23 protein-coding genes are annotated in these 24,327 nt (G+C 67.5%); 10 read left to right on the top strand and 13 right to left on the bottom strand.

Annotation, left to right across the window (positions count from 1 at the left end):
- Positions 1 to 34 precede the first annotated feature (34 nt).
- The 3 genes from ACM1PE_RS31810 to ACM1PE_RS31800 are packed head-to-tail and all read right to left on the bottom strand — an operon-like array spanning position 35 to position 4,403.
- Positions 35 to 1,237 (bottom strand): ABC transporter substrate-binding protein, encoded by a 1,203-nt coding sequence (locus tag ACM1PE_RS31810; RefSeq protein ID WP_118931660.1) that lies wholly within the window; start codon positions 1,235 to 1,237, stop codon positions 35 to 37.
- A gap of 43 nt (positions 1,238 to 1,280) precedes the next feature.
- On the bottom strand, positions 1,281 to 2,915 hold the full coding sequence (locus ACM1PE_RS31805) for a GMC family oxidoreductase (RefSeq protein ID WP_306634383.1): 1,635 nt from the start codon (positions 2,913 to 2,915) through the stop codon (positions 1,281 to 1,283).
- Positions 2,916 to 2,933: 18 nt separating this feature from the next.
- Positions 2,934 to 4,403 carry an NAD-dependent succinate-semialdehyde dehydrogenase gene (locus ACM1PE_RS31800; RefSeq protein WP_118931658.1) on the bottom strand — a complete coding sequence of 490 codons (1,470 nt, stop codon included), beginning with the start codon at positions 4,401 to 4,403 and terminating at the stop codon, positions 2,934 to 2,936.
- 190 nt (positions 4,404 to 4,593) lie between these two features.
- Here ACM1PE_RS31800 and ACM1PE_RS31795 point away from each other — a divergent pair, with 190 nt between their 5' ends.
- A complete protein-coding gene (locus ACM1PE_RS31795; RefSeq protein ID WP_059378055.1) occupies positions 4,594 to 5,484 on the top strand; it encodes a LysR substrate-binding domain-containing protein in 891 nt (296 codons plus the stop codon).
- 94 nt (positions 5,485 to 5,578) lie between these two features.
- On the opposite strand, the gene ACM1PE_RS31790 is transcribed toward ACM1PE_RS31795, so the two are convergent.
- The gene (locus ACM1PE_RS31790; RefSeq protein ID WP_419343873.1) at positions 5,579 to 7,603 is read right to left on the bottom strand and encodes a TonB-dependent receptor domain-containing protein; all 2,025 of its coding nucleotides are present in this window, start codon (positions 7,601 to 7,603) and stop codon (positions 5,579 to 5,581) included.
- A gap of 242 nt (positions 7,604 to 7,845) precedes the next feature.
- On the opposite strand from ACM1PE_RS31790, the gene ACM1PE_RS31785 reads away from it, so the two are divergent.
- Positions 7,846 to 8,553 carry a FadR/GntR family transcriptional regulator gene (locus tag ACM1PE_RS31785; RefSeq protein ID WP_059378058.1) on the top strand — a complete coding sequence of 236 codons (708 nt, stop codon included), beginning with the start codon at positions 7,846 to 7,848 and terminating at the stop codon, positions 8,551 to 8,553.
- A gap of 36 nt (positions 8,554 to 8,589) precedes the next feature.
- Here ACM1PE_RS31785 and otnK read toward each other — a convergent pair whose 3' ends face one another.
- From otnK to ACM1PE_RS31745, 8 genes are all read right to left on the bottom strand, one after another.
- Positions 8,590 to 9,846: a 3-oxo-tetronate kinase gene (gene otnK, locus ACM1PE_RS31780; RefSeq protein ID WP_419342121.1), complete on the bottom strand. Its 1,257-nt coding sequence runs from the start codon at positions 9,844 to 9,846 to the stop codon at positions 8,590 to 8,592.
- A complete protein-coding gene (gene ltnD, locus ACM1PE_RS31775) occupies positions 9,843 to 10,751 on the bottom strand; it encodes an L-threonate dehydrogenase (protein ID WP_280015735.1) in 909 nt (302 codons plus the stop codon). The genes otnK and ltnD overlap by 4 nt, the downstream gene beginning before the upstream one ends.
- Positions 10,752 to 10,797: 46 nt before the next feature.
- The gene (gene denD / locus ACM1PE_RS31770) at positions 10,798 to 11,772 is read right to left on the bottom strand and encodes a D-erythronate dehydrogenase (protein ID WP_059378065.1); all 975 of its coding nucleotides are present in this window, start codon (positions 11,770 to 11,772) and stop codon (positions 10,798 to 10,800) included.
- Entirely contained in the window at positions 11,769 to 12,569 is an 801-nt protein-coding gene (gene otnI, locus ACM1PE_RS31765) for a 2-oxo-tetronate isomerase (RefSeq protein WP_419342120.1), read from the bottom strand. Before otnI ends, denD begins: the two co-directional genes overlap by 4 nt.
- A 14-nt stretch (positions 12,570 to 12,583) precedes the next feature.
- Entirely contained in the window at positions 12,584 to 13,225 is a 642-nt protein-coding gene (locus tag ACM1PE_RS31760; RefSeq protein ID WP_419342119.1) for an aldolase, read from the bottom strand.
- An 82-nt stretch (positions 13,226 to 13,307) separates the two neighbouring features.
- Complete coding sequence (locus tag ACM1PE_RS31755) at positions 13,308 to 14,285, bottom strand: Bug family tripartite tricarboxylate transporter substrate binding protein (protein ID WP_059378074.1); 978 nt, start codon at positions 14,283 to 14,285, stop codon at positions 13,308 to 13,310.
- 119 nt (positions 14,286 to 14,404) lie between these two features.
- A complete protein-coding gene (locus ACM1PE_RS31750) occupies positions 14,405 to 15,322 on the bottom strand; it encodes an NAD(P)-dependent oxidoreductase (RefSeq protein ID WP_251878101.1) in 918 nt (305 codons plus the stop codon).
- Entirely contained in the window at positions 15,319 to 15,732 is a 414-nt protein-coding gene (locus tag ACM1PE_RS31745; protein WP_059378339.1) for a carboxymuconolactone decarboxylase family protein, read from the bottom strand. Before ACM1PE_RS31745 ends, ACM1PE_RS31750 begins: the two co-directional genes overlap by 4 nt.
- Positions 15,733 to 15,941: 209 nt before the next feature.
- Here ACM1PE_RS31745 and ACM1PE_RS31740 point away from each other — a divergent pair, with 209 nt between their 5' ends.
- From ACM1PE_RS31740 to ACM1PE_RS31705, 8 genes are all read left to right on the top strand, one after another.
- On the top strand, positions 15,942 to 17,159 hold the full coding sequence (locus ACM1PE_RS31740; protein WP_059378078.1) for an ABC transporter substrate-binding protein: 1,218 nt from the start codon (positions 15,942 to 15,944) through the stop codon (positions 17,157 to 17,159).
- 22 nt (positions 17,160 to 17,181) lie between these two features.
- Positions 17,182 to 18,042, top strand: coding sequence for a branched-chain amino acid ABC transporter permease (locus tag ACM1PE_RS31735; RefSeq protein ID WP_059378080.1), 861 nt, complete (start codon positions 17,182 to 17,184; stop codon positions 18,040 to 18,042).
- Positions 18,042 to 19,016 (top strand): branched-chain amino acid ABC transporter permease, encoded by a 975-nt coding sequence (locus ACM1PE_RS31730; protein WP_118931650.1) that lies wholly within the window; start codon positions 18,042 to 18,044, stop codon positions 19,014 to 19,016. Before ACM1PE_RS31735 ends, ACM1PE_RS31730 begins: the two co-directional genes overlap by 1 nt.
- Complete coding sequence (locus tag ACM1PE_RS31725) at positions 19,009 to 19,749, top strand: ABC transporter ATP-binding protein (RefSeq protein ID WP_280015730.1); 741 nt, start codon at positions 19,009 to 19,011, stop codon at positions 19,747 to 19,749. The genes ACM1PE_RS31730 and ACM1PE_RS31725 overlap by 8 nt, the downstream gene beginning before the upstream one ends.
- The gene (locus ACM1PE_RS31720; RefSeq protein ID WP_251878103.1) at positions 19,746 to 20,459 is read left to right on the top strand and encodes an ABC transporter ATP-binding protein; all 714 of its coding nucleotides are present in this window, start codon (positions 19,746 to 19,748) and stop codon (positions 20,457 to 20,459) included. The genes ACM1PE_RS31725 and ACM1PE_RS31720 overlap by 4 nt, the downstream gene beginning before the upstream one ends.
- A 117-nt stretch (positions 20,460 to 20,576) precedes the next feature.
- Positions 20,577 to 21,320, top strand: coding sequence for a GntR family transcriptional regulator (locus tag ACM1PE_RS31715; RefSeq protein WP_059378088.1), 744 nt, complete (start codon positions 20,577 to 20,579; stop codon positions 21,318 to 21,320).
- Positions 21,265 to 22,497 carry an alpha/beta fold hydrolase gene (locus tag ACM1PE_RS31710; RefSeq protein ID WP_419342117.1) on the top strand — a complete coding sequence of 411 codons (1,233 nt, stop codon included), beginning with the start codon at positions 21,265 to 21,267 and terminating at the stop codon, positions 22,495 to 22,497. The genes ACM1PE_RS31715 and ACM1PE_RS31710 overlap by 56 nt, the downstream gene beginning before the upstream one ends.
- On the top strand, positions 22,494 to 23,297 hold the full coding sequence (locus ACM1PE_RS31705) for an N-acyl homoserine lactonase family protein (RefSeq protein ID WP_059378094.1): 804 nt from the start codon (positions 22,494 to 22,496) through the stop codon (positions 23,295 to 23,297). Before ACM1PE_RS31710 ends, ACM1PE_RS31705 begins: the two co-directional genes overlap by 4 nt.
- Before the next feature lie 30 nt (positions 23,298 to 23,327).
- Here the strand turns inward: ACM1PE_RS31705 and ACM1PE_RS31700 are convergent, their stop codons facing one another.
- The gene (locus tag ACM1PE_RS31700; protein ID WP_419342116.1) at positions 23,328 to 24,320 is read right to left on the bottom strand and encodes a CobW family GTP-binding protein; all 993 of its coding nucleotides are present in this window, start codon (positions 24,318 to 24,320) and stop codon (positions 23,328 to 23,330) included.
- Positions 24,321 to 24,327 lie beyond the last annotated feature (7 nt).

The following is a 24,327-nucleotide window of genomic DNA, read 5'->3' as shown; positions in this document are numbered from 1 at the left end:
ACCGGGGAGAGATCTTTCTCGTTGCCGCGCCGTCTTACAGCTTCAGGTCTTCCGGCTTGATCGCGCGGGTGTATTCGTCATCCACCGACACCACCTTGCCGTCGATCCAGCGCACCAGGCGGAAGTCCTTCACCGACAGGGCTTCGTGGTTTTCCGCGGTGAACGGCTTCTCGTAGGTCTTGATGACGCCCTTGGCCTGGGCCAGGTTCTGCAGCGCGGCCTGCACGGCTTCGCCTTCGGTCGACTTGGCCTGCTCCATGGCGGCAGCGATGAGCTTGACGGAGTCATACGCCTGCGCGGCCATGACGTAGGTCGGCACGCGGCCGTCGCGCTTCATCAACGTGTCATACAGCGCCTTGGACTCGGGCGAGGAGTCTTCGGTGATCGACGCCGTGAAGATCATCTTGCTGGCCAGCTCGGGACCGGCGATGCGCAGGAACGGCGAGCTCAGGTTGGCCCAGGAGGCCAGCGTGGTCGGGAAGTAGCTGATCTTCTCCAGGCTGCGCATGACGTGCGCGTTGGAATCCGCCAGCGCATAGACGATCAGCGTGTCGGCGCCCGAACTCTTGATCTTGTTCAGCTGCGACGACATGTCCGTGTCCTTGGGACCAAACTTCTCGTTGGCCACGGGCGTGATCTTGTGCAGGGCCAGGATCTCGACCGCGTCCTTGGCGCCTTGCTGGCCGTAGCCGGTGGTGTCGGCAATGATGGCGACCTTGCCGTTCTTGCTGGCGCGGGCGGCGTAGGCCGCCAGCAACGCGATCTGGTCGCGATCGCGCATGGACACGCGGAACACGTAGTTCGGCGGCGACTTGGCATAGCGGCCGGTGATGTCGGTGGCAGTGGCTACCGGCGAGATCGTCGGGATCTTCTTCTGCTGCACCAGGTGCAGCCAGGCCAGCATATTGCCGGAGTTGACTCCGCCCAGCATGGCGTTGACCTTGACGTTGTCGACCAGCTCGTTGGTGTTCTGGATGGCCTTGGGCGGCGCGCCCACGTCATCGCGCTCAACGATGACGACCTTCTTGCCCAGCACGCCGCCGGCCGCGTTCAGCTCGTCGGCCGCCTGGCGCGCGCCAGCCAGGGCCGAAATGCCGAAGTCCGCCGAGCCAGTGGCCGACATGTCGCTGTTGAAGCCGATCTTGATGTCGTCGGCCAGCGCGGCGCCGCTGGCGCCCGCCAACGCCGCCGCCAGCAGCAGGGATTTCATGGTCTTGGGGAAATGTTTGAAGTACATCTTGTCTCCTTCTGGATCACTCTGGTGACCGCTGATTGGCAATTCAGGATTGTTTGATGAGGTCGGCGGCCTTGTTGCCGATCATCATGGTGGCCGCGCAGATATTGGCCGACGGCATGGCCGGCATCACCGAGGAGTCGATGACGCGCAGATTGCCCACGCCGTGCACCCGCAGCTGGGGGTCGACCACCGCGTACTTGTCATCGGCCTGGCCCATGCGGGCCGTGCCGTTGACGTGATAAGACGACACGCCATAGCGGCGCGCGAAGTCCAGCAATTCGGAATCGGATTCGCACAGCGGGCCGGGCAGCACCTCGCTGTCGAAGTAAGGCGCCAGGGCCTGTGAACGCAGCAGCTGGCGCGCCAGCCGGATACCGCGCACCAACGTCATCTGGTCGCGCTCGTTCTCCAGGTAGTTGGCCAGGATCACGGGGTCCTGCAGCGGGTCCGCTGAACGGATGCGCACCTGGCCGCGGCTTTCGGGCCGGTGCTGCCAGACGCCCGCTGTCATGCCGGGGAAGTCATCCAGCATGCCCACATAGCCTTCCTTGTAGCTGGCCGGCGTGAACACGCCCTGCAGGTCGGGCAAGACGAGGTCAGGCGTGGACTTCCAGAAGTAATGCAGCAGCGACGGACTCAGGGCCATGATGCTGGGACGCTTCATCATCCAGCGGCTGATCTGGCCGGCCAGGCTCAGACCCTTGACCAGCTGGTTCATGGTCTGGCTGTTCTTCACGCGCGCCACGACCCGCACCGAATAATGGTCACTCAGGTTCTCGCCCACGCCCGGCAGGTCGCACACCACGTCGATATTGTGCTGGCGCAGCAGGTCCGCCGGCCCCAGGCCCGACAGCTGCAGCAGCTTGGGCGTGTTGATCGCGCCGCAGGACACGATCACTTCCCGACGAGCACGCACCGCGCGGACCTGTGAAGGATGCGCCGGGTGGCAATAGGCCACGCCGGCAGCTTTGCCGCCATCGAACAGGATGCGCGTCGCCTGCGCGTAGGTACGCACTTCCAGGTTCTTGCGGCCCATGGCGGGCTTGAGGAAGCACTTGGCCGTGCTCATGCGCCAACCGCGGTCGATGGTGCGCTGGAAGTAGCCCACGCCGGCCTGATCCGCGCCGTTGTAATCGGGGTTGCGCGGGATGCCCTGTTCCACCGCACCGGCAATGAAGGCCTCGCAAAGCGGATGGATCCAGTCTATGTCCGTGACCGGCAGCTCGCCCTTGCGGCCGCGGTAGCGGTCGTCGCCGCCCACGCGCCGTTCCATGGACTTGAAGTACGGCAGCACTTCGTCGTAGGACCAGCCGCTGTTGCCCAGCGCGGCCCAGTGGTCGAAGTCGGCCGCCTGGCCGCGGTTGTAGACCAGGCCGTTGATGGAAGTCGACCCGCCCAGGGTTCGGCCCTGCGGAATCGGCACGCGCCGTCCGTTGGTCTGCGCCGTACCTTCGCTGGAGAACTGCCAGGCGTACTTCTTGTTGAATACCGCCTTGATGAAGCCTGCGGGTATGTGCAGGTAGGGACTGCGGTCCGGCGGGCCGGCCTCCAGCACGCAGACCGTCGAGCCGTCCGCGCTCAGGCGGTTGGCCAGGATGGAACCGGCCGCGCCGGATCCCACGATCACATAATCGAACTGATCCGCGTCGCGGAGGGAGGGCTGCTGTGCTTGGCTCATGTCTGGAATCCGCGGGCGTCAGGGAATCGCGTTGAACGACTTGCCGGCAAGGCAGACGTACTTGATTTCCAGGAACTCTTCGATGCCGTACTTGGAGCCCTCGCGGCCCACGCCCGACTCCTTGATGCCGCCAAAGGGCCCGACCTCGTTGGACACGGCGCCGGTGTTCACGCCGACGATGCCGTACTCCAGCCCTTCCATCATGCGCCAGACCCGTTCCAGGTTGGCGGTGTAGAAATAGGCGGCCAGGCCCGAGGCGCTATCGTTGGCCCGCGCCAGCACGGCGGCTTCGGACTCGAAGGTGCTGATACCCACCACCGGGCCGAAGATCTCTTCGTGCGCCAGTTCCATGGCATCCGTGATGCCGGCCAGCAGGGTCGGCTCATACAGCAGCGAGCCGGGCTCGCGCAGCTTGCCGCCTGCCAAGAGGTGTGCGCCGCGCGCCGTGGCGTCGTCCACCAGGCGGGCCACCTTGTCCACGGCGCGCTGGTCGATCAGCGGCCCTTGGGTAACGCCCTCTTCCAGCCCGCCGCCCACCTTCATGCGGCGCATTTCCGCCAGCAGCTTGTCATTGAAGGCGTCGGCGACCCTGGCGTGGACATAGACGCGGTTGGCGCAGACGCAGGTCTGGCCCGCGTTACGGAACTTGGAAAGGACCAGGCCTTGCACGGCCTCGTCCAGGTCGGCATCCTCGAACACGATGAACGGCGCGTTGCCGCCCAGTTCCAGCGACAGCTTCTTGATGTTGGAGGCGCTCTGCTGCATCAGCAGCCGACCCGTCTGGGTGGACCCGGTAAAGGTCAGCTTGCGCACCGTGGGGTTCTGCGTCAGTTCCGTGCCGATTGGCGCGGGATCTCCAATGACCACGTTGAGCACGCCGGGCGGTATGCCGGCCTGCTCGCCCAGCCAGGCCAGCGCCAGCGCGGTGAACGGCGTCAGTTCGGACGGCTTGAGCACCACCGTGCAGCCGGCGGCCAGCGCCGGGCTGACCTTGCGCGTGACCAGGGCCGACGGAAAGTTCCAGGCGATGATGGCCGCGCATACGCCCACGGGCTGGCGGATGGCCAGCATGCGCTGGTCACCCCGCGTGTGGGGCAGCACGTCGCCGTAGACGCGCTTGGCCTCTTCCGCGAACCATTCGACGAAGGACAAGGCGTAATTCAGTTCGCCGCGGGCCTCGGCCAGCGGCTTGCCCTGCTCCAGCGTCAGCAGCAGCGCCAGGTCGTCGGCGTGCGCCTCGATCAGGGCATGCCATTTGCGCAGGATGGCACCGCGCTCCTTGCCCGTCCTGGCCCGCCAGGCCGGCAGGGCGTCATCGGCGGCCGCGATGGCGCGGGCCGTCTCGGCCTGGCCCAGATTGGGCACCGTGCCCAGTACGCTGGCGTCAAAGGGATTGCGCACCGTGATGGTGGCGCCGTTGTCGGCGTCGCACCAGGCGCCGCCGATGTAGGCCTGCTGCCGCAGCAGCTGGCTATTCTGCAAATTCATTTGTCTCGCGCTCCATCCATCATGCTCCGCACCGTCCGCGCTTGGGCCGTGCGAAATTTTTTGGGGAGGATAGCCCTGGCGCCCGCCTGCGCAACAGCAGTCATTAGCGATGCCGCCATCACCATCCGCGATGACAAGCCCGCCCATGGCTACAATGGAACCTCTCGTCCGCTTTCCCGCCCGCCCCGCCATGCGTCTCGACCCCACCTCCCTCAAGCTCTTCATCAGCGTGGTCGAGCAAGGCACCATCGCCGCGGCGGCCGAACACGAGCACATCGCCGCGGCCGCCATCAGCAAGCGCATCAGCGAACTGGAAGAGAACCTCAAGATCCGGCTGCTCATCCGCACCAACAAGGGCATCCGCCCCACGCCGGCCGGCGTCGCGCTGTCCACCATGGCGCGGCGCGCGCTGCATGAACTCGATGAAATATCGGTGCACATGCGCGACTACTCGCGCGGCCTGCGGGGCTTCATCCGGGTACACGCCAATATTTCCGCGATCACCCAGTTCCTGCCTCAGGACATCAAGCTCTTCCTGAACGACTACCCCAACGTGCAAGTCGATCTGGAAGAGAAGATCACCTCGACCATCATCAAATCGGTCGCCGAGAACGCGGCGGACGTGGGCATCTTTTCGGGCACCGCGCCGGACCACGACGTCGAGATCCACCCCTACCGCGAAGACACACTGGCGCTGGTGGTGCCCGCTGACCACCCGCTGCAGGACAGGCCTGGCTTTCGTTTCGCCGACGCGCTGGAATACGACTTCGTGGGGCTGCACCGCGGCAGCGCCATCAACCGCATCCTCTCCAACGCCGCCAGCGATGAAAAGCGCAACATCCAGCTCAAGGTGCAGGTCACTGGCTTCGACGCGCTGTGCTTCATGGTGAACTCTGGGCTGGGCATAGGCGTGCTGCCACTGGACATCGCGCGCCGCTACTCGGCCATGTTCGACATCCGCATCATTCCCCTGACCGAGCCCTGGGCACGGCGCCAGATCCAGATCTGCGTGCGCTCCTTCGACGCCCTGCCGACCGCCGCCAAGCTCTTCGTAAACCATCTGAGCAAGCGCCAGCCCTGAGCGGACGCCGTGGAACCGGTCCCTGCATCGGCGCGCGTGTAAAAAAAACGGAGACGGGGTTGCCGTCTCCGCTGCTGCTGTGTGTTTCGGTGCCTCAGTACGTCATGCGCACGCCCAGCAGCACACTGCGCCCGGGCAGCGGCGCCACCGTCGAAATGAAGGAGGCATGGTTGTACGCCAGCTTGTTCAGCAGGTTGGTGCCGCGCAAATAGACCTCATAGCCCGTGGCGCCATACTGGCCGCGATAGGCCACCACCGCATTGACCATGTTGTAGCCAGGCGTGCTTTCCTCGTAGGCGGCGATGTCCTTCTGTGCAAACACGCGCGCGTATTCGACGCCGCCCGACCACTGCTGCCACTTCATATCGGCGCGCACGCCGGCGCGCGCTGCCGGGATGCGCGGCAGGTTGCCGTCGCCGCCCGTCAGTTTGCCGCGCACATAGTCGCCGAACACCGCGGCCGAGAACACCGGGGTGAACTGGTGGCGCAGTTCGCCTTCCACACCCGTGAACTCCGCGTCGCGCTGGGTGTACTCGATCAGGCGGAAGTCCTCGTAGCGGTCCAGCGTGTTGGCGTAGATGTAGTTCTTCACCCGGTTATGGAACACGCTGGCCGAGAACGTCGTGTCGCCGGAATGCTTGCGCAGGGTCAGGTCGATGTTGTGCGAGGTCTCGCGGCCAAGGTCCGGATTGCCCAGTTCGTAGGTGTTGGTGGCCAGGTGCACGCCGTCCGCATACAGTTCCTGCGCGGTGGGCAGGCGCTGCGAGCGCGACAACGACAGGGCCACGGAATACTGCGGCGCGAAGTCCCAGATGGCCGCGGCCGACAATGACGTACCGGACAGGCTGCTGCGTTGCGCGCCGCCCGTGGGCGAGATGCGCTGCCAGTCCTGCCGCGCGCCCAGCTCGAAGCGCCAGTCGTTCAGTTGGTACTCCTCCAGCACGAACAGGCCGTAAGAGCGCGTCTTGCTGCGCGGCAGGAAGGCCTCTTCGCCATCGGCGCGGAAATCGCTGTAGGCATTCTGCACCCCCACCACCCCGCGCCAGCCTGCGATGGGCTTGTGCTGCATTTCCACGCGCAGGTCGTAGCCCTTGTTCTTGAAGCGGGTACCCACCTCGCCGCCTTCGATTTCGTCATGCTGGTAGTCGGTCAGGCCGCCACGCACGCGGATTTTCTCGAAGCCAGCGAACGGATCCTGGTACTCGGCGCGCAGATCGAGGCGGTTGCTGCGCAGCTTCACGTAAGGCACGCCGCCGTGTTCGTGCTCGTGGTCGTGATCGCGGCCGTCTTCGTCGTGGCCATGATCATGGCCGCCGCAATGCAGGTGCGTGCCATGCGGGTGGCACCCTTCGTATTCGTGGTTGTGTCCGGGCAGGCCGTACTTGCTTTCCAGATGCGTGAACGCCAGGCCGACGTAGCCGCGCGGCGTAATCCAGGACATGCCCACCGTGCCCTGCGTCGACTCGCTGTACGAGCCCTCCAGCTTGCCGCCCGGCCAGTCGGGCACGTCGTAGTCGCTGGTGCGGCGCTTCAGGCCCTCCACGCGCACGGCGAACTGCCCCTCGCCCGCGGTAATGCCGACCGCGCCCGCACGTTCCTTGGTGCCCGTGGCGCCGCGCAGTTCAGCCTCGGCCTCGATGCCCTTCTCCGGCACCGCCGTCGGGATCTTCTTGTCCACCACATTGACCACGCCGCCGATCGCGCCGCCGCCATACAGCAGCGTAGCCGGACCGCGCAGCACTTCGATGCGTTCGGCCAGCAGCGGCTCCACGGTCACGGCATGGTCGGGAGATATGCTGGACGCGTCCATGACCTCGGAACCGTCGGACAGCACCTTCACGCGCGGCGCGGTCTGGCCGCGGATCACGGGGCGGCTGGCGCCGCCGCCGAAGGTGTCGCTGTTAACGCCGGGCAGATTCTTCAGCGTGTCGCCCAGGGTGCCGTTGCGCTGTTCGATCAGCGCGTCGCCTTCCAGCACCGAAGCCGGCAAGGTGGTGCTGTTCAGGTCCAGCCCCAGCGGGTTGGCGGAAACCGTGATCGGCGCCAGGGTTCTGGCGGCCGAACGTTCCGCGGCGGCTTCCGCAGCTTCGTCGGCCTGCGCGGCGGGCGCGGCCAGCATCAACGCGCAGACCAGAGGTTTCAGCGCGCCCCGGCGGCCCGCCCGCAGGGCAACCCTGCCGCCGCGTTCCCTCTGCCACCCCAGTTTCTTGCCATTCATCATCGCCCTCTTTCAAATGTTATAATGTACCAAATAATAGGCGAATGATATAACATTTCGAAAATGGCGCAAGCTCGGGGACGCCGTGAATCGGCCGCCGCGGCTCATGGCCGGGCCGGCGCGGGCGCGCGTATCATAGGGCGATGGTGTTCCCCCGACTCCCGACTCCTCCCACGCTGACCGACACGGTCGCCAAGCGCCTGCTCGCCGAGATTGACGAGGGTCGCGTGCCGCCCGGGGAAAAATTGCCCACGGAGACCGCGTTGGCCGAACAATTCGGCGTCAGCCGCACGGTCATCCGCGAAGCGGTTTCGCGGCTGAGGCAGGACGGTATCGTCGAAGCGCGGCAAGGCAGCGGCGTGTACGTCACCGGCCACGCCGGCAACCGCGCCCTGCGCATCGATGCGGCCGACCTGTCCTCGCTGGACGCCGTGCTGCATATCGTGGACCTGCGCCGCGCGCTGGAAACCGAGATCGCAGCGCAAGCCGCGGCAGTGCGGAAAAAGCAGGACATGGCGGAGATCGACGCCGCGCTGGCCGCCATTTCGCAGGCGGTGGAAAACGGCGGCGACGGCGTGCAGGAAGACGTAGCCTTCCATCGCAGCATCGCCCGCGCCACCGGCAATCCCTATTTCCTGACGACCCTGGCCTTCGTCAGCCAGTTCCTGGAAGCGGCCACACGCGTCACGCGCGCCAACGAGGCCCGCCACGCCAGCCTGATGCGCGACGTGCTGCAGGAACACGTCGCCATCGTCGAAGCCATACGCAGCAAGGACGTGGACGGCGCGCGCGAGGCCGCGCGCATCCATATGGTGAACGCGGCCAAGCGCTTGAGCCAGGCGCACCGCTAGGCGGGAAAGCCGCGGCGCGCGCGCTGCGGCCGGCGCCTAGCCGAATGCCTTGATGAAGAAATCCCGCGTGCCGAAATTGCCTGATTTCAGCGCGATGCTGATGTCGCCTTGCGCCGCGGGCGCATGGCCGGAACACCAGGGCACGCCGGGATCGATCTGCTCGCCAATGACGACCTGCTGCAATCCCAAGGCCTGTACCACCGCCCCCGAGGTCTCGCCGCCCGCCACGATCAGTTGCCGCACGCCGCGTTCGACCAGGCCCGCCGCGATGCGCGCAATGGCGTCCTCGATCATGGCGCCCGCGCGCGCGGCGCCGAGTTCGCTCTGCGCCTGCCGCACCTGCTCGGGCTGAGCGGTGGAGTAGATCAGCACCGGGCCGTCATGCATGCGCGCATCGGCCCAGGCCAGCGCCTCTCCCACGACGTCGTGGCCCGCCGCCACCCGCAACGGATCCAGCGCCAGCGCCGGCCGGCCGCTTTCCATGAACGCGGCCACCTGGCCATTGGTCGCCGCCGAGCAACTGCCCGCGACCACTGCCTGCAAACCGGGCGCGCGCGGTTGCCGCGCGTCTGCGGACGCCGCCGTCAGGCCCCAGTTGCCGGGCAGTCCGATCGCCACGCCCGAACCCGCCGTCACCAGCGGCATGCCGGCAAGCGCGGGTCCCAAAGCCAGCAGGTCGGCATTGGACACGGCATCCACGATCGCGATCTCCACTCCCTGCGCCCGCAACTCCCGGATGCGGGCGCGAATGGCCTCGCTACCTCGCGCCACGACGCTGTAGTCGATCAGCCCGACGCGGCGCGAAGTCTGCGCGGACAACACGCGCACCAGATTGGGATCGGTCATGGGCGTCAGCGGATGGTGCTGCATGCCCGATTCGTTCAGCAGCACGTCGCCCGCGAACAGATAGCCCTTGAACACCGTGCGCTTGTTGTCCGGAAAGGCCGGCGTGGCGATGGTGAAATCCGTGCCCAGCCGCGCCATCAGCGCATCCGCGACCGGTCCGATGTTGCCCTCGGGCGTGCTGTCGAAGGTGGAGCAATACTTGAAGTAGATCTGTTCCGCGCCCTGCGCCAGCAACCAGTCCAGCGCCGCCAGCGACTGCGCCACGGCCTCGGCCGCAGGCAGCGTGCGGGTCTTGAGCGCGACCACCACCGCATCCGCCTCGCCGCGCAGGGGTTCGCCAGGAACGCCTATGGTCTGCACCGCGCGCATGCCGGCGCGCACGAGGTTGTTGGCCAGATCGGTGGCGCCGGTGAAGTCATCGGCGATGCAGCCCAGTTTGATGCTCATTTGGCCTCCGGCAAGGCGATGCCCGGGAATATCTTGATGACCGCGCTGTCGTCCTCGCGGCCGTGGCCGGCGCTGGAGGCCTGCATGAACATCTGGTGCGCGGTGGAAGCCAGCGGCAAGGGAAAGCGGGTATGCCGGGCGGTGTCCAGCACCAGTCCCAAGTCCTTGACGAAGATGTCGACCGCGGACAGCGGCGTATAGTCGCCCGCCAGCACATGGGCCATGCGGTTCTCGAACATCCAGCTGTTGCCCGCGCTGTGCGTGATCACTTCATACAGGGCGTCCGCGTCCACGCCCTCGCGCAGGCCCAGCGCCATGGCTTCCGCCGCAGCGGCGATGTGCACGCCCGCCAGCAGCTGGTTGATGATCTTGACCTTGCTGCCCGCGCCGGCGCGATCGCCCAGGCGGTAGACCTTGCCGGCCATGGATTCCAGCACCGCGCCGCAGGCGGCGTAAGCCGCCGCGCGGCCCGCAGTCATCATGGTCATCTCGCCGGAGGCCGCGCGCGCGGCGCCGCCCGAGATGGGCGCATCCAAGTACAGGATGCCCTGCGTTTCGAGCCGCGCCTCCAGCGCGATGGACCAGTTGGGATCCACGGTGGAACACATCACGAACACCGCCCCCGGGCGCAGCGCGGCGGCCAGGCCGCCTTCCCCGTACAGCACCTCCTCGGTCTGCTGGGCATTGACGACCACGCTGATGACGATGTCGCAGGCGGCCGCCATGTCGGCCAGGGTGGCGCAGGCCACGCCGCCCTGCGCCGCGAATGCCGCGCAAGCTTCCTGGCGGACGTCGAACACGTGCACGTCGTGGCCGGCCCGGCGCAGGCTTTGCGCGATGCCCGCGCCCATGGCGCCGAGGCCGATGACGCCGACGCGGCGGGAGGGGGTTTGAGGATTGCTCATATCGTTGGCGGTCCCGGCTACGGTAGGAATGGAGAGCAGCCTGCGCTCAGCGCGGCAGGTCGTCGGCCATGTAGGCGCGGATGATGTCCGCGAAATCGGCGTCGCCGCGCAAGCCCAGGCGCTCGGCCCGAGCGGTGTCCCAGCGGCCAGGCCAGCTGCCCACGATGCGCTCGACGCGCTCGTCAGGCTGCCAGCCGACGCGGCCGGCGACCTCCTCGCCCGCGACCTGGCGCAGCGCCTGCACCATCTCGCTTGCCGTGACCGAAACGCCTGGCAGATTGATGGGCGCACGGTCCGCGACGGCGGCCGCTTCCAGTTCGCAGCCGGCGATCAGGGCCTGGATCGCGCCGCGCGGCGACAGCAGCCACAGGCGCGTGTCGGCGCTCACCGGGCAGGCGGCCTCCAGGCCGTTCAAGGGTTCGCGGATGATGCCGCTGGCGAACGAGGAAGCCGCCGCATTGGGCCGCCCCGGACGCACGCTGATGGTGGGCAGGCGCAGCACGCGCCCGTCCACATAGCCGCGCCGCGTGTAGTCCGCCAGCAGCAGTTCGGCAATGGCCTTCTGCGTGCCGTAGGACGATTGGGGATTGAGCGCGGTATCGTCGCGCACGGTGTCGGGCAGCGCGCCGCCGTACACCGCGACCGAACTGGTGAAGATCACCCGCGGCTTGTGGCCCAGCGCGCGGCAGGTCTCCAGCAGCGCGCGCGATGCGTCCAGGTTGATGCGCATGCCCAGATCGAAATCGGCCTCCGCCTGCCCGCTGACGATGGCCGCCAGATGGAAGATGGCGCGAGTCTCGGTGTCGATGGCCTGCCGCAACACTGCGGGATCGGCGATATCGCCGACCTGCGCATGGATGCGCGGATCGTCCGGCCCCGGAGCCAGCACCACGTCCAGCAGGTCGATCCGCGTGATGACTTCAGGCTTGCCGCCATCCAATGCCAGCGTGCCGCGCTCCAGCAGCTTGCGGGCCAGGCGCTGCCCCAGGAATCCGGCGCCGCCGGTGATGAGTATCTTCATATCGCGGTATGCCCCGTGTGCGTCAGATAGGACCGGGCCCAGCCCAGCCCGGCGGAGGTGCCGGCCCGGGGCCGGTATTCGCAGCCGATCCAGCCGGCATAGCCCAGCGCATCGATCTGTTCGAACAGATAGGGATAGTTCAGCTCGCCCTGGTCCGGCTCGTGGCGGTCCGGCACGCCAGCGATCTGGATGTGGCCAATGCCCGCCATGTCCCGCTTGAGCTTGACCGCGATATCGCCTTCCACGATCTGGCAGTGATAGATGTCGAACTGCACCTTCAGGTTATCGGCGCCGACCTCGGCGCATATGGCCTGGGCCTCGTCCTGACGGTTGAGGAAAAAGCCCGGAATGTCGCGCGTGTTGATCGGCTCTATCACCACTGTCACCCCGGCGGATGCCGCGGCGCGCGCGGCCCAGGCGAGGTTCTCCAGATAGACCGCGCGATGCGCTGCGCGGTCCTGCCCGTGCTGTATCAGCCCGGCCATGAGATGCAGCTTGCGGTTGCCCAGCACGGCGGCATATTCCAAGGCCAGGTCGACCCCGCGCCGGAACTCGCTGGCGCGGCCCGGCAGCGAGGCGGTGCCGCGCTCGCCTGCGGCCCAATCGCCGGGCGGCGCGTTGAACAGCGCCTGGGTCAGCCCCTGCCCCTGCAGCCGCGCCTGGAGCTCGGCCGCCGGATACTCGTAGGGAAACAGGAACTCCACACCCGCGAACCCGTCCCTCGCAGCCGCAGCAAAGCGGTCCAGGAAGGGATGCTCGGTGTACATCATGCTGAGATTGGCGGCCAGGCGCGGCATCGCGGTTCCTTGATTCAGTAGCGCGCGCCGAACACGACCCGCAGTTCATCGATGGCCGCGGCGCTCAATGGCGCCGGCCGGGGATTGCTCATCAGCCACAGGCGGGCGGTTTCTTCCAGTTCTTCCAGCGCATAGGAGGCATGCGCCACGGAGCGTTCCCATACCACCGGCCCCAGGCGCTCGAACAGCGCCCCGCGCACCTCGCCGGCCACCGCGGCGACCTCGGCCGCGGCTTGCGGATCGCCGGGACGGCGATAGGGGATCAGCGGAATCCGGCCGACCTTCATGACCTGATAGGGCGTGATGGGCGGCAGCACTTCATCGGGCCGCCAGACGCCCGCCAACGTCAGCGCCACCAGATGCGTGGAATGCGTGTGCACGATGCCGCGGGCGCCGGGACTGGCCTGGTAGATGCCGCGATGCAGCTCCAGCGTCTTGGACGGCTTGCTGCCCGACACGTGCCTGCCCGCCGTATCGACCTTGGACAGTTCGGCGGGATCCAGCCGTCCGAGGCAGGCGTCGGTCGGCGTGATCAGCCAGCCGTCGTCCAGGCGCGCGCTGATGTTGCCGGCGGCGCCCACGGTATAGCCGCGGTTGTAGAGACTGGCGCCGACGGCGCAGATCTCTTCGCGAATGCGGGATTCTTCAGAATTCATAAGGTCATCATACAAATTCTGGCGAAAAAAGACACCCAGGGTAAGTCCCGGGCAGGAATCCGCGATCCCTGCCCGGCCAGCCTCAGTTCACCGTTATCCCGGCATCCCGGATCAGTTCGGCGAAACGCGGCACGTCGCGCGCGATCAAGGCCTGGAAGGCCGCGGAGCCCTGCTCCTGCGTCCCCGGCGCCTGCGCCGCCAGCTTGTCGAGCGACTCGCGCACATTCGGGCTCTTCAGCGCCGCCGCCAGCGCCTCCTCCAGCCGCGCCACCACCGCCGGCGGCGTGCCCGCCGGCGCGGCAATGCCATTCCAGACGCTCATATTGAATTGCGGCACGCCGCCTTCCGCGAACGTAGGCACATCGGGGATCTGCGGCAGCCGGCTCGGGCTGGCCACGGCCAGCGCCGTGACGCGCTTGCCTTCATGGATGGGAATCATGGTGACCGTCTGGTCGATCACGGCTTCCACGGTGCCCGCCATCAGGTCGCTGATCGCCGGCCCCGCGCCCCGATACGGAATCTGCATGCCCTGGGTCCCGGTGACGTGCAGGAAATAGGCCGCCGCGATATGGCTGGTGGAACCCGAGCCGGCGTTGCCGAAGTTCACGTCCTTGCCTTGCTTGCGCAGGCGTTCGACGAAATCGGACAGCTTGGTGATGCCGCTGGCCTTGCTGACGGAAAGCACCATCGGCACGGTCGCCACCAGTCCGATCGCGGTCATGTCGCGGCGCGGATCGAACTTGCTTGCGGGATAGAGCGACGGCGCGATCGCCAGCGATCCCATATTGCCGAAGGTGATGGTGTAGCCGTCCGGCGCCGCGCGCGCCACGCGCTGGTTGCCGATCATCGTGCCGCCGCCGCCCTGGTTTTCCACCACGACGGGTTGCCCCAGATTCTCGCCCATGGCTTGCGCCACGATGCGGGCCAGGCCGTCCGTGGACCCGCCGGGCGCATAAGGCACCACCATCGAAATGGCGCGGGCGGGATAGCCCTGCGCCCCCGCCAGGGCGCTGAATGCAAACAGGCAGGCGCCAGCAGACGCCAGTATGGTCTTCCTCATGGTTTTGCTCCTCGGTTTTCATGGTTGCCGGCAACAGCCGGCCCTCCGCCTTGTGCCGGCGGATTCTTGCGCTACGTTGGAAGGGAAGCGGCGCGGGCGACAGCCCGGCCGCGGCTTGCTCAGCCTTTGGGCTTGGCGCCCAGCTCCACGCCTGCGAGCTGTTCGGACAGGCGCGCAACGGCGGTATGGTCCTGGCCCTTGCCCAGCGTCTTGCCGGCCGAGGCCCACAGTTCGCGGCACAGCGAGGCGAACGGCGTGGGCGTGCCGGTATCGGTCGCGATGCCCAGCGCGATGCCCAGGTCCTTGACCATCAGGTCCAGGCCGAATCCCGAGTTGAACTGGCGCGACAGCACGAATTGCTTGAACTTCTTCTGGGTCGAATTGTTCATGCCGGTCGACGCGTTGAGCACGTCGACGATCACGTTCGGATCCAGGCCAAACTGCTGGCCGATCAGCATCGCCTCCACCCCGATCAGGAAGCCGCCGGCCGACACCAGGTTGTTCAAGGCCTTCATGGCGTGGGCGCTGCCGACCTCGCCCACCGGCGTAATCGTCGTGCCCATGCTGGACAGGGCCGGGCGCACCCGCTCCAGCGTCGCGGCGGGTCCGCCGTACATGATGGCCAGCTCACCCGTACGTGCGCGCGGCACGCCGCCGGACACCGGGGCGTCGACCATGACGCCGCCGGCGGCGGCAACGGCCTGCGCCAGGCGCTGCGTATGCGCCGGCACGCCGGAACTCATGTCGACCACCACGCTGCCCGGGCGCAGGCCCGCCAGCACGCCTTGTTGGCCGTTGAGCACCTGCTCGACGATCGCGCTGGTGGGCAGCATGGTGAAGACGATGTCGGACTGAGCCGCCAATTCCGCGCAGGTGGCGGCGGCCTGGCCGCCCACTTCCTGGGCGAACTTGTCCGCCTGGCCCGGCACGGCGTCGAACACCGTGACGGCAAAGCCGGCCTGTACCAGACGGGCCGCCATGGGCCAGCCCATGCTGCCGATGCCGATCAGGCCCACGCGCTCCTGCGCGGCGCTCATGCCTTGGACTCCTTGAAGGCGCCCTCTTCTTCCAGCACCTGGTTGGCGACCTTGAATGCATCCAGCCCCGCCGGAATGCCGCAGTAGACCGTGGCCTGCAGCAGGATTTCCTTGATCTCCTCGACCGTCACGCCGTTGTTCAACGCGCCCTTGACGTGCAACTTGATCTCGGCGGGACGGTTCAGTGCCGTGAGCATGGCCAGGTTAAGCATGCTGCGCGTCTTCTTCTCCAGCCCCGGGCGGCCCCAGGTGTAGCCCCAGCACCACTCGGTGGTGATGTGCTGGAAGGCCATCATGAATTCATTGGCGCGGGCCAGCGAGCCGTCCACGTATTCGGTGCCCAGCACTTCGCGGCGCAGGTTCAGGCCTTGGTCGAACAGGGCCTGGGTTTCGGATTTGGTGTCTGCCATGAGTTCCTCTTGCGTGATGGGGTGAGGGGTTGCGGAGCAGGCGTCCGCCTGGTCCATTTTGTCTGATTGTCCGGCAACTTTCCCGCAATCGTCAATAGTCAGATTGTCAGACAATCTTCTTGACTGCTTAAGATTTGAGCAGAATAATGTGCCGCAGAGCGCCGGGCCGGCAGCCTTGCGCCACACCCGAAAAAAGCCAGGAGACAGACATGACAAAACCCCAACAGGCCATGCGCCGCGGGCGCAGGGAATTCGTCGCTGGATTGGGCGCGGCCGCGCTGGCCGCCAGCTTGCCCGGCCGCGCGCTGGCCGCGCCGGCGGAAATAAACGTCGGCGTGATCCTGCCGCTGTCGGGCGCCAACGCCCAGTTCGGCATCAATTCGCGCCAGGGACTGGAGCTGGCCGCCGACGAGATCAACGCAGCCGGCGGCATCAAGGCCATGGGTGGAGCCAAGCTCAAGCTCATCATTGCCGACGCCACTTCCCAGCCCACCACCGCCGCCACCGTGGCGCAGCGCCTGATCACGCAGAACCGCTGCGTGGCCATCATCGGCGCCTACGCCTCGTCGCTGACGCTGGCAATCTCGGAAGTGACCGAGCGCCGCGGCATCCCCCTGCTCACCATGTCGTTCTCCGACGTGCTCACCGAGCGCGGCTTCAAGCACATCTTCCAGGTGGTATCCAAAGGCTCGGTGCTGGGCCGCGCGCAGTATGACTATGCGGCCTCGGTGGTGGCGGGCGCTTCGGACATCAAGAAGATCGCGCTGCTGTACGAGGACACCGCCTACGGCACCTCGCAGGCGGTCGGCGTGCGCAATGCGGCCAAGGCGGCGGGCGCGCAGGTCGTGCTGGACGAGGCCTATCCGCTGGGCATCACCGACGTCACGCCGCTGATCAGCAAGCTGCGCGGATCGGACGCCCAGATCGTGTTCCCGATCTCGTACCTGAACGACAGCCTGCTGATCATCCGCGTCATGCGGCAGCAGCGCCTGACCGTGCCCATCGTGGGCGGAGCCGCAGGCTACGTCATTCCCGACTTCGCCAAGGCCCTGGGGCAGTACTCCGAGGCGGTGCTGTCGATCGCCCCCGCCAACTACGACCAGGCGCCCGAATACACCGAGCGCTACCGAAAGCGCTTCGGCACCTTCATGCCGCACGAGGCGCTGGAACATGCGGTGTGCGCGGGCGTGCTGGCCCAGGCGCTGGAAGTCGCCGCGTCCGACAAGCCGGAAGCGGTCTCCCAGGCGCTGCGCGCGCAGAAGTACGACCAGGGCTGGGCCGGCGTGATGTCGGGCGGCGGCGTGCATTTCGACGCCAACGGCCTGAACACCATGGCGCAGCCCATCATGGTCCAGTGGCAAAAGGGCGAACTGGTCTCGGTCTGGCCGCAGGCGCTGGCCAAGGGCCGCGTCATCACGGCCTCCTGAACCCCACGCGCGGAGCACGGTCATGCAATTCCTGCAGGCACTGGTGGACGGCATTCTGTTGGGCGGGGTCTACGCGGTCATCTCCATCGGACTCACGCTCGTCTTCGGCGTGGTGTCCATCGTCAACTTCGCCCAGGCCGAATTCCTGATGGTGGGCATGTTCGTGGCGTACTTCGCCTGGAAGCTGCTCGGCCTGGACCCGCTGCTGGGGTCGCTGCTGTCGTTCGCGGTGGCCTTTGCGCTGGGCGTGCTGACGCAGAAGTACCTGATCAACCGGGTACTGAAGGCGCCGGCGGTCGCGCAGATCTTCCTGACGGTGGGCCTGCTCATCGTCATGGAGAACCTGGCGCTGATCCTGTTCGGATCCGAGTTCCGCTCGGTACAGACGCCCTACCAGATGACCGCGCTGGCCGTGGGCCCCATCCTGCTCAGCGCGCCCTATCTGCTGGCCTTCGCGGTCGCGTCGGTGGCGGGCCTGGCCCTGTGGTGGGTGCTGAAGAAAACCTGGTGGGGCATGGCGGTGCGCGCCACCGCCCAGGATCCCATGGCCGCCAGGCTGTCGGGCATCTCCACGCACCGCGTGCACCAACTGGCTTTCGGGCTGGGCGTGGGCATGACGGCGCTGGGCGGCGGCATCATCCTGCCCTACTTGACCGCCTCGACCACCGTCGGCGCGCAGTTCAGCGTGCTGATGTTCACGGCGGTGGTGCTGGGCGGGCTGGGCAGCGTGATAGGCGCGGTGGTGGGCGGCGTGGCGGTCGGCGTGATCCAGTCGCTGTCGTCGCTGGTGCTGCCGATGCAGCTGCAAAACCTGGCGCTGTTCGCCATCTTCATCCTGGTGCTGGCCGTGCGCCCGGAAGGTCTTCTGAAAAGGGCGGGCTGATGACCAAGAACCGACAACTCCTGCTGTGGGCGCTGCCGCTGGCGGCCGCCCTGATCGTGCCGTGGCTGATGGAAGACCAGGGCTACGGTATCCGCGTGCTGACGCTGGTGCTGCTGTTTGCCGCCATGGGCCAGTCCTGGAACATCGTGGGCGGCCTGGCCAACCAGATCTCGCTGGGCCATGCGGCCTTCTTCGGACTAGGCGCCTACACCTCGACCCTGCTGCTCATGCGCTACGGGATCTCGCCCTGGCTGGGCATCGTCGCCGCCATGGCGGTGGCCGCGGCCGCGGGCGCGCTGCTCAGCCTGCCCACCATGCGGCTGCGCGGACATTACTTCGCGCTGGCCACGCTGGCCTTCGGCGAAGTGCTGCGCGCCATCGCCAACACCTGGGCCTCCGTAACGGGCGGGCCGGTCGGCGTGTCCATCCCGTTCTCGGAAGGACTGGCCCAGATGCAGTTCAAGTCCAGCATCCCCTACTACTACCTGATGCTGGCGGCCGCGGTGATTACCTCGATCGTGTTCGCGCTGATCAGCCATTCGCGCCTCGGCTACCGCCTGCGCGCGGTCAAGGCCAACCCGCAGGCCGCCGAAGTCATCGGCGTCGACACCGCCCGCACCCGCATCCTTGCCGCCGTCATCTCGGCCGCGCTGATGGGCGCCTGCGGCACGCTGTACGCGCAGTTCATCTACTTCTTCGACCCGGACACGGTCTTCTCGCTGGTCGGCATCTCGGTGCGCGTGGCGCTGATCTGCATCATCGGCGGCGTGGGCACGGTAGCCGGCCCGCTGATCGGCGCGCTGGTCATCATCCCGCTGGAAGAGACGTTCAACGACTGGCTGTCGGGCCACACCGCGGGCGTATCGCAGCTGGCCTTCGGGCTGATCCTGATCGCCATCATCCTGATCGAGCCGCGCGGCCTGTCGGCGCTGTGGACCCGGCTGCGCAACCTGACGCGAGGCCAGCATGCCTGACATCCTCAAGGTCTCACGCATCCAGCGCCGCTTCGGCGGCCTGAAAGCCGTGGACGACGTGTCGTTCACCGTGGCCCGCGGCGACATCCTGGGCCTCATCGGCCCCAATGGCGCCGGCAAGACCACCCTGTTCAACCTGCTGGTCGGGCTGTACCGCGGCAATGGCGGCAGCATCGAACTGGAAGGGCGCGACATCAGCGGCCTGCGGCCCCACCAGATCGCGGCGCTGGGCATGACCAAGACCTTCCAGAACGTGGCGCTGTTTCCCGAGATGACGGTGCTGGACAACGTGCTGGTCGGCGGGCTGCTGCGCCACGACGTCGGCCGGGCGCGCCGGCTTGCGCTGGACAATCTCGACCGCGTCGGCCTGTCCGGCATCGCCGCCAAGCCCGCCGGCGAACTGTCGTTTCCCGAGCAGGCGCGGGTGGAACTGGCGCGCGCGCTGTGCACCGACCCCAAGGTATTCCTGCTGGACGAGGTCATGGCGGCGCTGAACGAATCCGAGATGGACGCCCTGCTGGACCTGATCCGCACCCTGCGCGACGAGTCCGGCATCACCTTCATCGTGGTGGAACACCATATGCGCGCCATCATGCGCCTGTGCAACCGGATCCTGGTGCTGTCGTTCGGCCAGAAGATCGCCGAGGGCAGCCCGGCGCAGATCGCGGCCGATCCCACGGTGATCGAGGTCTACCTGGGCAAGTCGCTGGAGCAGTTGGAGGTGCCGGCATGAGCCTGTTGCAGATCCAGGGGCTGACCGCCGCCTACGACCGCAGCCCGGTGCTGCGCGACATCACGCTGGACGTGCCCGCGGGCGGCTTCGTCGCGGTGGTCGGCGCCAACACGGCCGGCAAGAGCACGCTGCTGCGCTGCATCTCCGGCCTGCTCGACAAGGTCGGCGGCAGCATCAGGTTCGACGGGCAGGAGATCCTGCGCCTGGCGCCGCACCGCGTCCCCGAGCTAGGCATCGCCCACGTGCCGGAAGGCCGTCACGTCTTTCCGGAAATGACGGTCGAGGAAAACCTGTACCTGGGCGGCTACACCCGCCGCCGCGACATGGCGGCGGTCAGGCGCGGCTGCGAGCGGATCTACGCGCTGTTTCCACGGTTGCGGGAACGGCGCCGCCAGCAGGCCGGCACGCTATCCGGCGGCGAGCAGCAGATGGTGGCCTTCGGCCGCGCCTTGATGCTGGAGCCGCGGCTGTTGCTGCTGGACGAGCCCAGCCACGGCCTGGCACCCAAAATCGTCGAGGAGATGCACCAGGCCATGATAGACATCCACCGCAGCGGCCTGACCATCTTGCTGGTGGAGCAGAACACGCGCCTGGCGCTATCGGTGGCCGAGTACGCGTACGTGCTGCAGTCGGGTTCCCTGGTGCTGTCCGGCCCCAGCGCCGAACTGCTGGAAGACGGCCGCGTGCGGGCGGCCTACCTCGGTTTGTAGCCATGGCACGCCGACGGGATATATTGCGTCTTTACGTAGACACGGCGGTTCGCCGCGGCGCGGCCATGAGCCTGCGCCGGCGCGCCGGCCCGCCGCCAGCTTAAGCGAGAGACAGCCATGGCCAGCCCGACAGGCGCGGTATTCGAAAAACCCGGCACCCTGCGCACCCGCGTGGAGGAATTCCTGCGCGCGTCCATCATGGACGGACGGATCAAGGGCGGAGAACGCCTGCGCGAACAGGAACTGTGCGATCAGCTCGGCATCAGCCGCAGCACGCTGCGCGAGGCGCTGCGCACCCTGGAGGCCGAGCGCCTGATTTCCATCGAACCGCACCGCGGCCCCACCGTGGTGCGCATCACCGAAAAAGCGGCCCGCGACCTCTATGCCCTGCGCGCCCTGCTGGAAGGCTACGCCGCGCATGAATTCGCCAGGCTGGCAAGCGATGCCGACGTCGAACGCCTGCGCAAGGCGGTGGACGCCCTGCACCGCCAGGCCAAGGGCAGCAACAAGGCGGCCCTGCTGGCGGCCAAGCGCGACTTCTACGACGTGCTGCTGAGCGGCTGCGACAACGACCTGGTCAAGGACATGCTGCCGGGCCTGCTGTCGCGCATCAATCTGCTGCGCGCCACCTCGTTCGCGCGCGCCGACCGCCTGCCGGAAAGCATGGCCGAAATCGACCTGATCTTCGAGCGCATCCGGGCTCGGGATCCGCAAGGCGCGCAAAGCGCGGCGCAGAGCCATATCGTGAACGCGGAACGCACCGCGCTCGAAGTGCTCAAGCGCCAGCAACAGGAGACATCCGACAGTGAAGGCGATCGTCCAGAAACTAAAGGCCGGGGCAGCCCTGGCTCAGCAGGATAGCGAATTCATCCTGGCCGCGCGCGGCCTGCCCTGCGCCATCTGGCTGCAAGCAGGACCCGCTCCCGATGAAAGAATCGCGGCCTGGGCCGGCCAGCCCGCCGCCCCCTCGCAATGCATTGTCGTCAGCGCGCCGCCCGAAACCTGGCACAAGCTGCTCAGCGACACCCCGCCCCCGGGCTACCACTCCTTCACCGCGGCCCGCCGCCAGGCGCAAGGCCTGCGCGTCAGCGGCGACGCGCTGGCCGTCGCCCAGGCCCTGCACCCGCTGGAACGGCTGTTCGAGATCCTGCGCGGCCAGCTCGCCGCCACTCCCGAATGGCTGGACCGCAGCCCGATTTCCGGCGCCTACGCCACCCTCGATATCGGCCCGGCCCGGACCTCTCTCTACTATGAAACCAGCGGCCTCGACGCCGGCCCCCCACTGCTGATGCTGCACACGGCGGGCGCGGACTCCCGCCAGTACCATGCGCTGATGGCCGATCCCGAACTGCGACGGCAATGGCGCATGATCGCCTTCGACATGCCCGGGCACGGGCGCAGCATGCCCCTGTCCGGCCAGGCCTGGACCGCTGAAGGTCTCACGCGCGACGCCTATCTGCAGACCTGCCTGGCGGTGATCCGCCAGATCGCGGGCGCGCCGGCGGCGCTGCTGGGCTGCTCGATGGGCGCGGCGATGGCGCTGGTGGTCGCGGCAAGCAGCCCCGCCGACGTGGCCGGCGTGGTCGCGCTGGAGGCTCCTTATAAGGCCGCTGGACGGCGCACCCCCATGCTGTGCCACCCCCAGGTCAACCAGGCGGCGCACAACCCCGCCTACGTGCGCGGCCTGATGGGGCCGGCTTCCACCCTGCAAGCGCGGCGCGACGCGGCCTGGATCTACTCGCAGGGCGGCTTCAATGTCTATGCCAACGATCTCTGGTTCTACAGCGAAGATTTCAACGCCGCCGAGCACCTGGCCGGCCTCAACGCCGATGCCTTCGGCATATCGCTGCTGACTGGCGCCTACGATTATTCGGCCAGCCCCGAGGATTCCCGCCGGGTCGCGGCCCTGATTCCCGGCGCGCGCTTTCAGGCCATGCCGGAACTGGGACATTTCCCCATGGTCGAGAACCCGCAACGCCTCATGGACTATCTGCGGCCCGAGCTGGACCGCCTGCGCAATCACGGAGCCATCGCATGACACTGCCCAACTACGAGGTCTACGCCCTGCGCTACGCCACGGTGGCGCGGCAGCGCAGCCAGAACTTCATCACGCCGCCCGACCCGCACGACGGCCCCATGCCGATGGACTATTTCGTCTGGGTAATCCGCGACGGCGCGCGCGCCTACCTGGTCGACACGGGATTCAATGAAGAGGCTGCGCGCGCCCGTGGCCGCGAGTTCCTGCGCTGCCCAATAGAGGCGCTGGCGAAACTTGGCATTGCGCCCGCCGACATCCGCGACGTCATCGTCACGCATCTGCACTACGACCACGCCGGCAACATCCGCAAGCTGCCGCAAGCCCGTCTGCATCTGCAGGAAAGCGAGCTTCATTACGCCTGCGGCTGCAATATGCGCTTTGACATGCTGCGCCACGCCTATGCGGTGGAAGACGTGGTGGACGTGGTGCGGGGCGTGTACGACAAGCGCGTGGCCTTCTACCACGGCCACGACGAGATCGCGCCCGGCCTGCAGTTGCTGCACATCGGCGGCCACACCCGCGGGCTGCAGGCGGTGCGCGTGCACACCGCGCGCGGCTGGATGGTGCTGGCCTCCGACGCCAGCCACTACTACGACAACATGGGCCGCGATGCGCCCTTTCCCATCGTCGACAACGTGGCCGACATGCTGGCGGGCTACGAGATCCTGCTGAAATTCGCGGAATCGCCCGACCACATCGTGCCAGGACACGATCCTCTGGTCAGGACGCGGTATCCGGGCCTGAGCGGCGCGGATACCGAAGTGGTGGCGCTGCACCTGGGCCACGGCGCGCGCCCCTGAATGCTGGCGTTTCGCGCCAGCGGCGCGGCATCACAAGCCCAGCGGCCGGATCGCCTCGTCCACGTCTTCCGCCGACATGTCCTGCACGATGAGGACCATGGCGCCCGCCCGCTGCGCGCCATCCGCTCCTTCCACAGGCTCGGGCACCGAGAAGACATGGCGCACGCCGTGGACAGCCCGCAGGGTCCCGTCCGTCCAGAGCAAGAGCCCCTTCGCACGCAATAGCCGGTCGCCGACCTGGCGCTGCACGTGCCGGGTCCAGCGCGCATAGTCCTCCCAACCCACCGGCCGGCTCTGGGTAAAGGCGTAGGACACGATGCCGTAGCGCAACACGTGCGCCAGCGGCCCCGCGGTTGGCGCCGCGTGCAGCGCCGCAACATCCAGATGCTCGGCGCGCAGTCCGTCGAACAGCGCGGGCGCGTCCTCATCCACGGTGTCCGGCGACACGGGGCGAATGGGCGCGCTGGCGTTGTAGCCGCGCAGCGCAACGCGCAGTGCACCCACGGCGGCCTCATCGGCCAGATCGGTCTTGGTCAGCGCGATGCGGTCGGCGATGGCGATCTGGGTGCTGGCTTCGCGATAGGCGTCCAGCGTCGGCAGGCCATGCAGCGCGTCCGCGGTCGCCACCACGCCGCCGAAGCGGTAGTGGCGGGCAATGAGCGGATCCGCCGCCAGCGTGTTGATGACCGGACAGGGATCCGCCAGCCCCGAGGTTTCCACCACCACCCGCGTAAACGCAGGGATCTCGCCGCGCTGGCGCCGGTAATAGAGCGACTCCAGCGTATCCTGCAGCGAACTGGTCGCCGCGCAGCACAGGCAGCCGGAATCCAGCAGCACCACGTCGGTATCGTCGGCGCGGCCCACCAGCATGTGGTCCAGGCCGATCTCGCCAAACTCGTTGATGACCACCGCCGTGTCGGCAAAGCGCGGGCTGCGCACCAGGCGCGACAGCAGCGTGGTCTTGCCGCTGCCCAGGAAGCCCGTCAGCAGGTAGACCGGCAACGGTCCGGCGGTCGTGGGCATGGGCAGC

This window comes from Achromobacter sp. PD1, from assembly GCF_048541815.1.
GTDB lineage: Bacteria > Pseudomonadota > Gammaproteobacteria > Burkholderiales > Burkholderiaceae_B > Achromobacter > Achromobacter bronchisepticus_A.
The sequence above is the reverse complement of the archived record's forward strand: the minus strand, read 5'-3'. Positions and strand labels throughout refer to the sequence as shown.

Excerpts from the sequence above, each read along its gene's own strand:
- ACM1PE_RS31705 (WP_059378094.1), top strand. The coding sequence starts at position 22,494 with ATGACACTGCCCAACTACGAGGTCTACGCCCTGCGCTACGCCACGGTG.
- ACM1PE_RS31740 (WP_059378078.1), top strand. The coding sequence starts at position 15,942 with ATGACAAAACCCCAACAGGCCATGCGCCGCGGGCGCAGGGAATTCGTC.
- ACM1PE_RS31800 (WP_118931658.1), bottom strand. The coding sequence starts at position 4,403 with ATGAATTTGCAGAATAGCCAGCTGCTGCGGCAGCAGGCCTACATCGGC.
- ACM1PE_RS31725 (WP_280015730.1), top strand. The coding sequence starts at position 19,009 with ATGCCTGACATCCTCAAGGTCTCACGCATCCAGCGCCGCTTCGGCGGC.
- ACM1PE_RS31715 (WP_059378088.1), top strand. The coding sequence starts at position 20,577 with ATGGCCAGCCCGACAGGCGCGGTATTCGAAAAACCCGGCACCCTGCGC.
- ACM1PE_RS31785 (WP_059378058.1), top strand. The coding sequence starts at position 7,846 with ATGGTGTTCCCCCGACTCCCGACTCCTCCCACGCTGACCGACACGGTC.
- ACM1PE_RS31700 (WP_419342116.1), bottom strand. The coding sequence starts at position 24,320 with ATGCCCACGACCGCCGGACCGTTGCCGGTCTACCTGCTGACGGGCTTC.
- ACM1PE_RS31735 (WP_059378080.1), top strand. The coding sequence starts at position 17,182 with ATGCAATTCCTGCAGGCACTGGTGGACGGCATTCTGTTGGGCGGGGTC.
- ACM1PE_RS31755 (WP_059378074.1), bottom strand. The coding sequence starts at position 14,285 with ATGAGGAAGACCATACTGGCGTCTGCTGGCGCCTGCCTGTTTGCATTC.
- ACM1PE_RS31805 (WP_306634383.1), bottom strand. The coding sequence starts at position 2,915 with ATGAGCCAAGCACAGCAGCCCTCCCTCCGCGACGCGGATCAGTTCGAT.
- denD (WP_059378065.1), bottom strand. The coding sequence starts at position 11,772 with ATGAAGATACTCATCACCGGCGGCGCCGGATTCCTGGGGCAGCGCCTG.
- ACM1PE_RS31730 (WP_118931650.1), top strand. The coding sequence starts at position 18,042 with ATGACCAAGAACCGACAACTCCTGCTGTGGGCGCTGCCGCTGGCGGCC.
- ltnD (WP_280015735.1), bottom strand. The coding sequence starts at position 10,751 with ATGAGCAATCCTCAAACCCCCTCCCGCCGCGTCGGCGTCATCGGCCTC.
- ACM1PE_RS31795 (WP_059378055.1), top strand. The coding sequence starts at position 4,594 with ATGCGTCTCGACCCCACCTCCCTCAAGCTCTTCATCAGCGTGGTCGAG.
- ACM1PE_RS31810 (WP_118931660.1), bottom strand. The coding sequence starts at position 1,237 with ATGTACTTCAAACATTTCCCCAAGACCATGAAATCCCTGCTGCTGGCG.
- ACM1PE_RS31790 (WP_419343873.1), bottom strand. The coding sequence starts at position 7,603 with ATGCTGGCCGCGCCCGCCGCGCAGGCCGACGAAGCTGCGGAAGCCGCC.
- ACM1PE_RS31750 (WP_251878101.1), bottom strand. The coding sequence starts at position 15,322 with ATGAGCGCCGCGCAGGAGCGCGTGGGCCTGATCGGCATCGGCAGCATG.
- ACM1PE_RS31760 (WP_419342119.1), bottom strand. The coding sequence starts at position 13,225 with ATGAATTCTGAAGAATCCCGCATTCGCGAAGAGATCTGCGCCGTCGGC.
- ACM1PE_RS31745 (WP_059378339.1), bottom strand. The coding sequence starts at position 15,732 with ATGGCAGACACCAAATCCGAAACCCAGGCCCTGTTCGACCAAGGCCTG.
- otnI (WP_419342120.1), bottom strand. The coding sequence starts at position 12,569 with ATGCCGCGCCTGGCCGCCAATCTCAGCATGATGTACACCGAGCATCCC.
- otnK (WP_419342121.1), bottom strand. The coding sequence starts at position 9,846 with ATGAGCATCAAACTGGGCTGCATCGCCGATGACTTCACCGGCGCCACC.
- ACM1PE_RS31720 (WP_251878103.1), top strand. The coding sequence starts at position 19,746 with ATGAGCCTGTTGCAGATCCAGGGGCTGACCGCCGCCTACGACCGCAGC.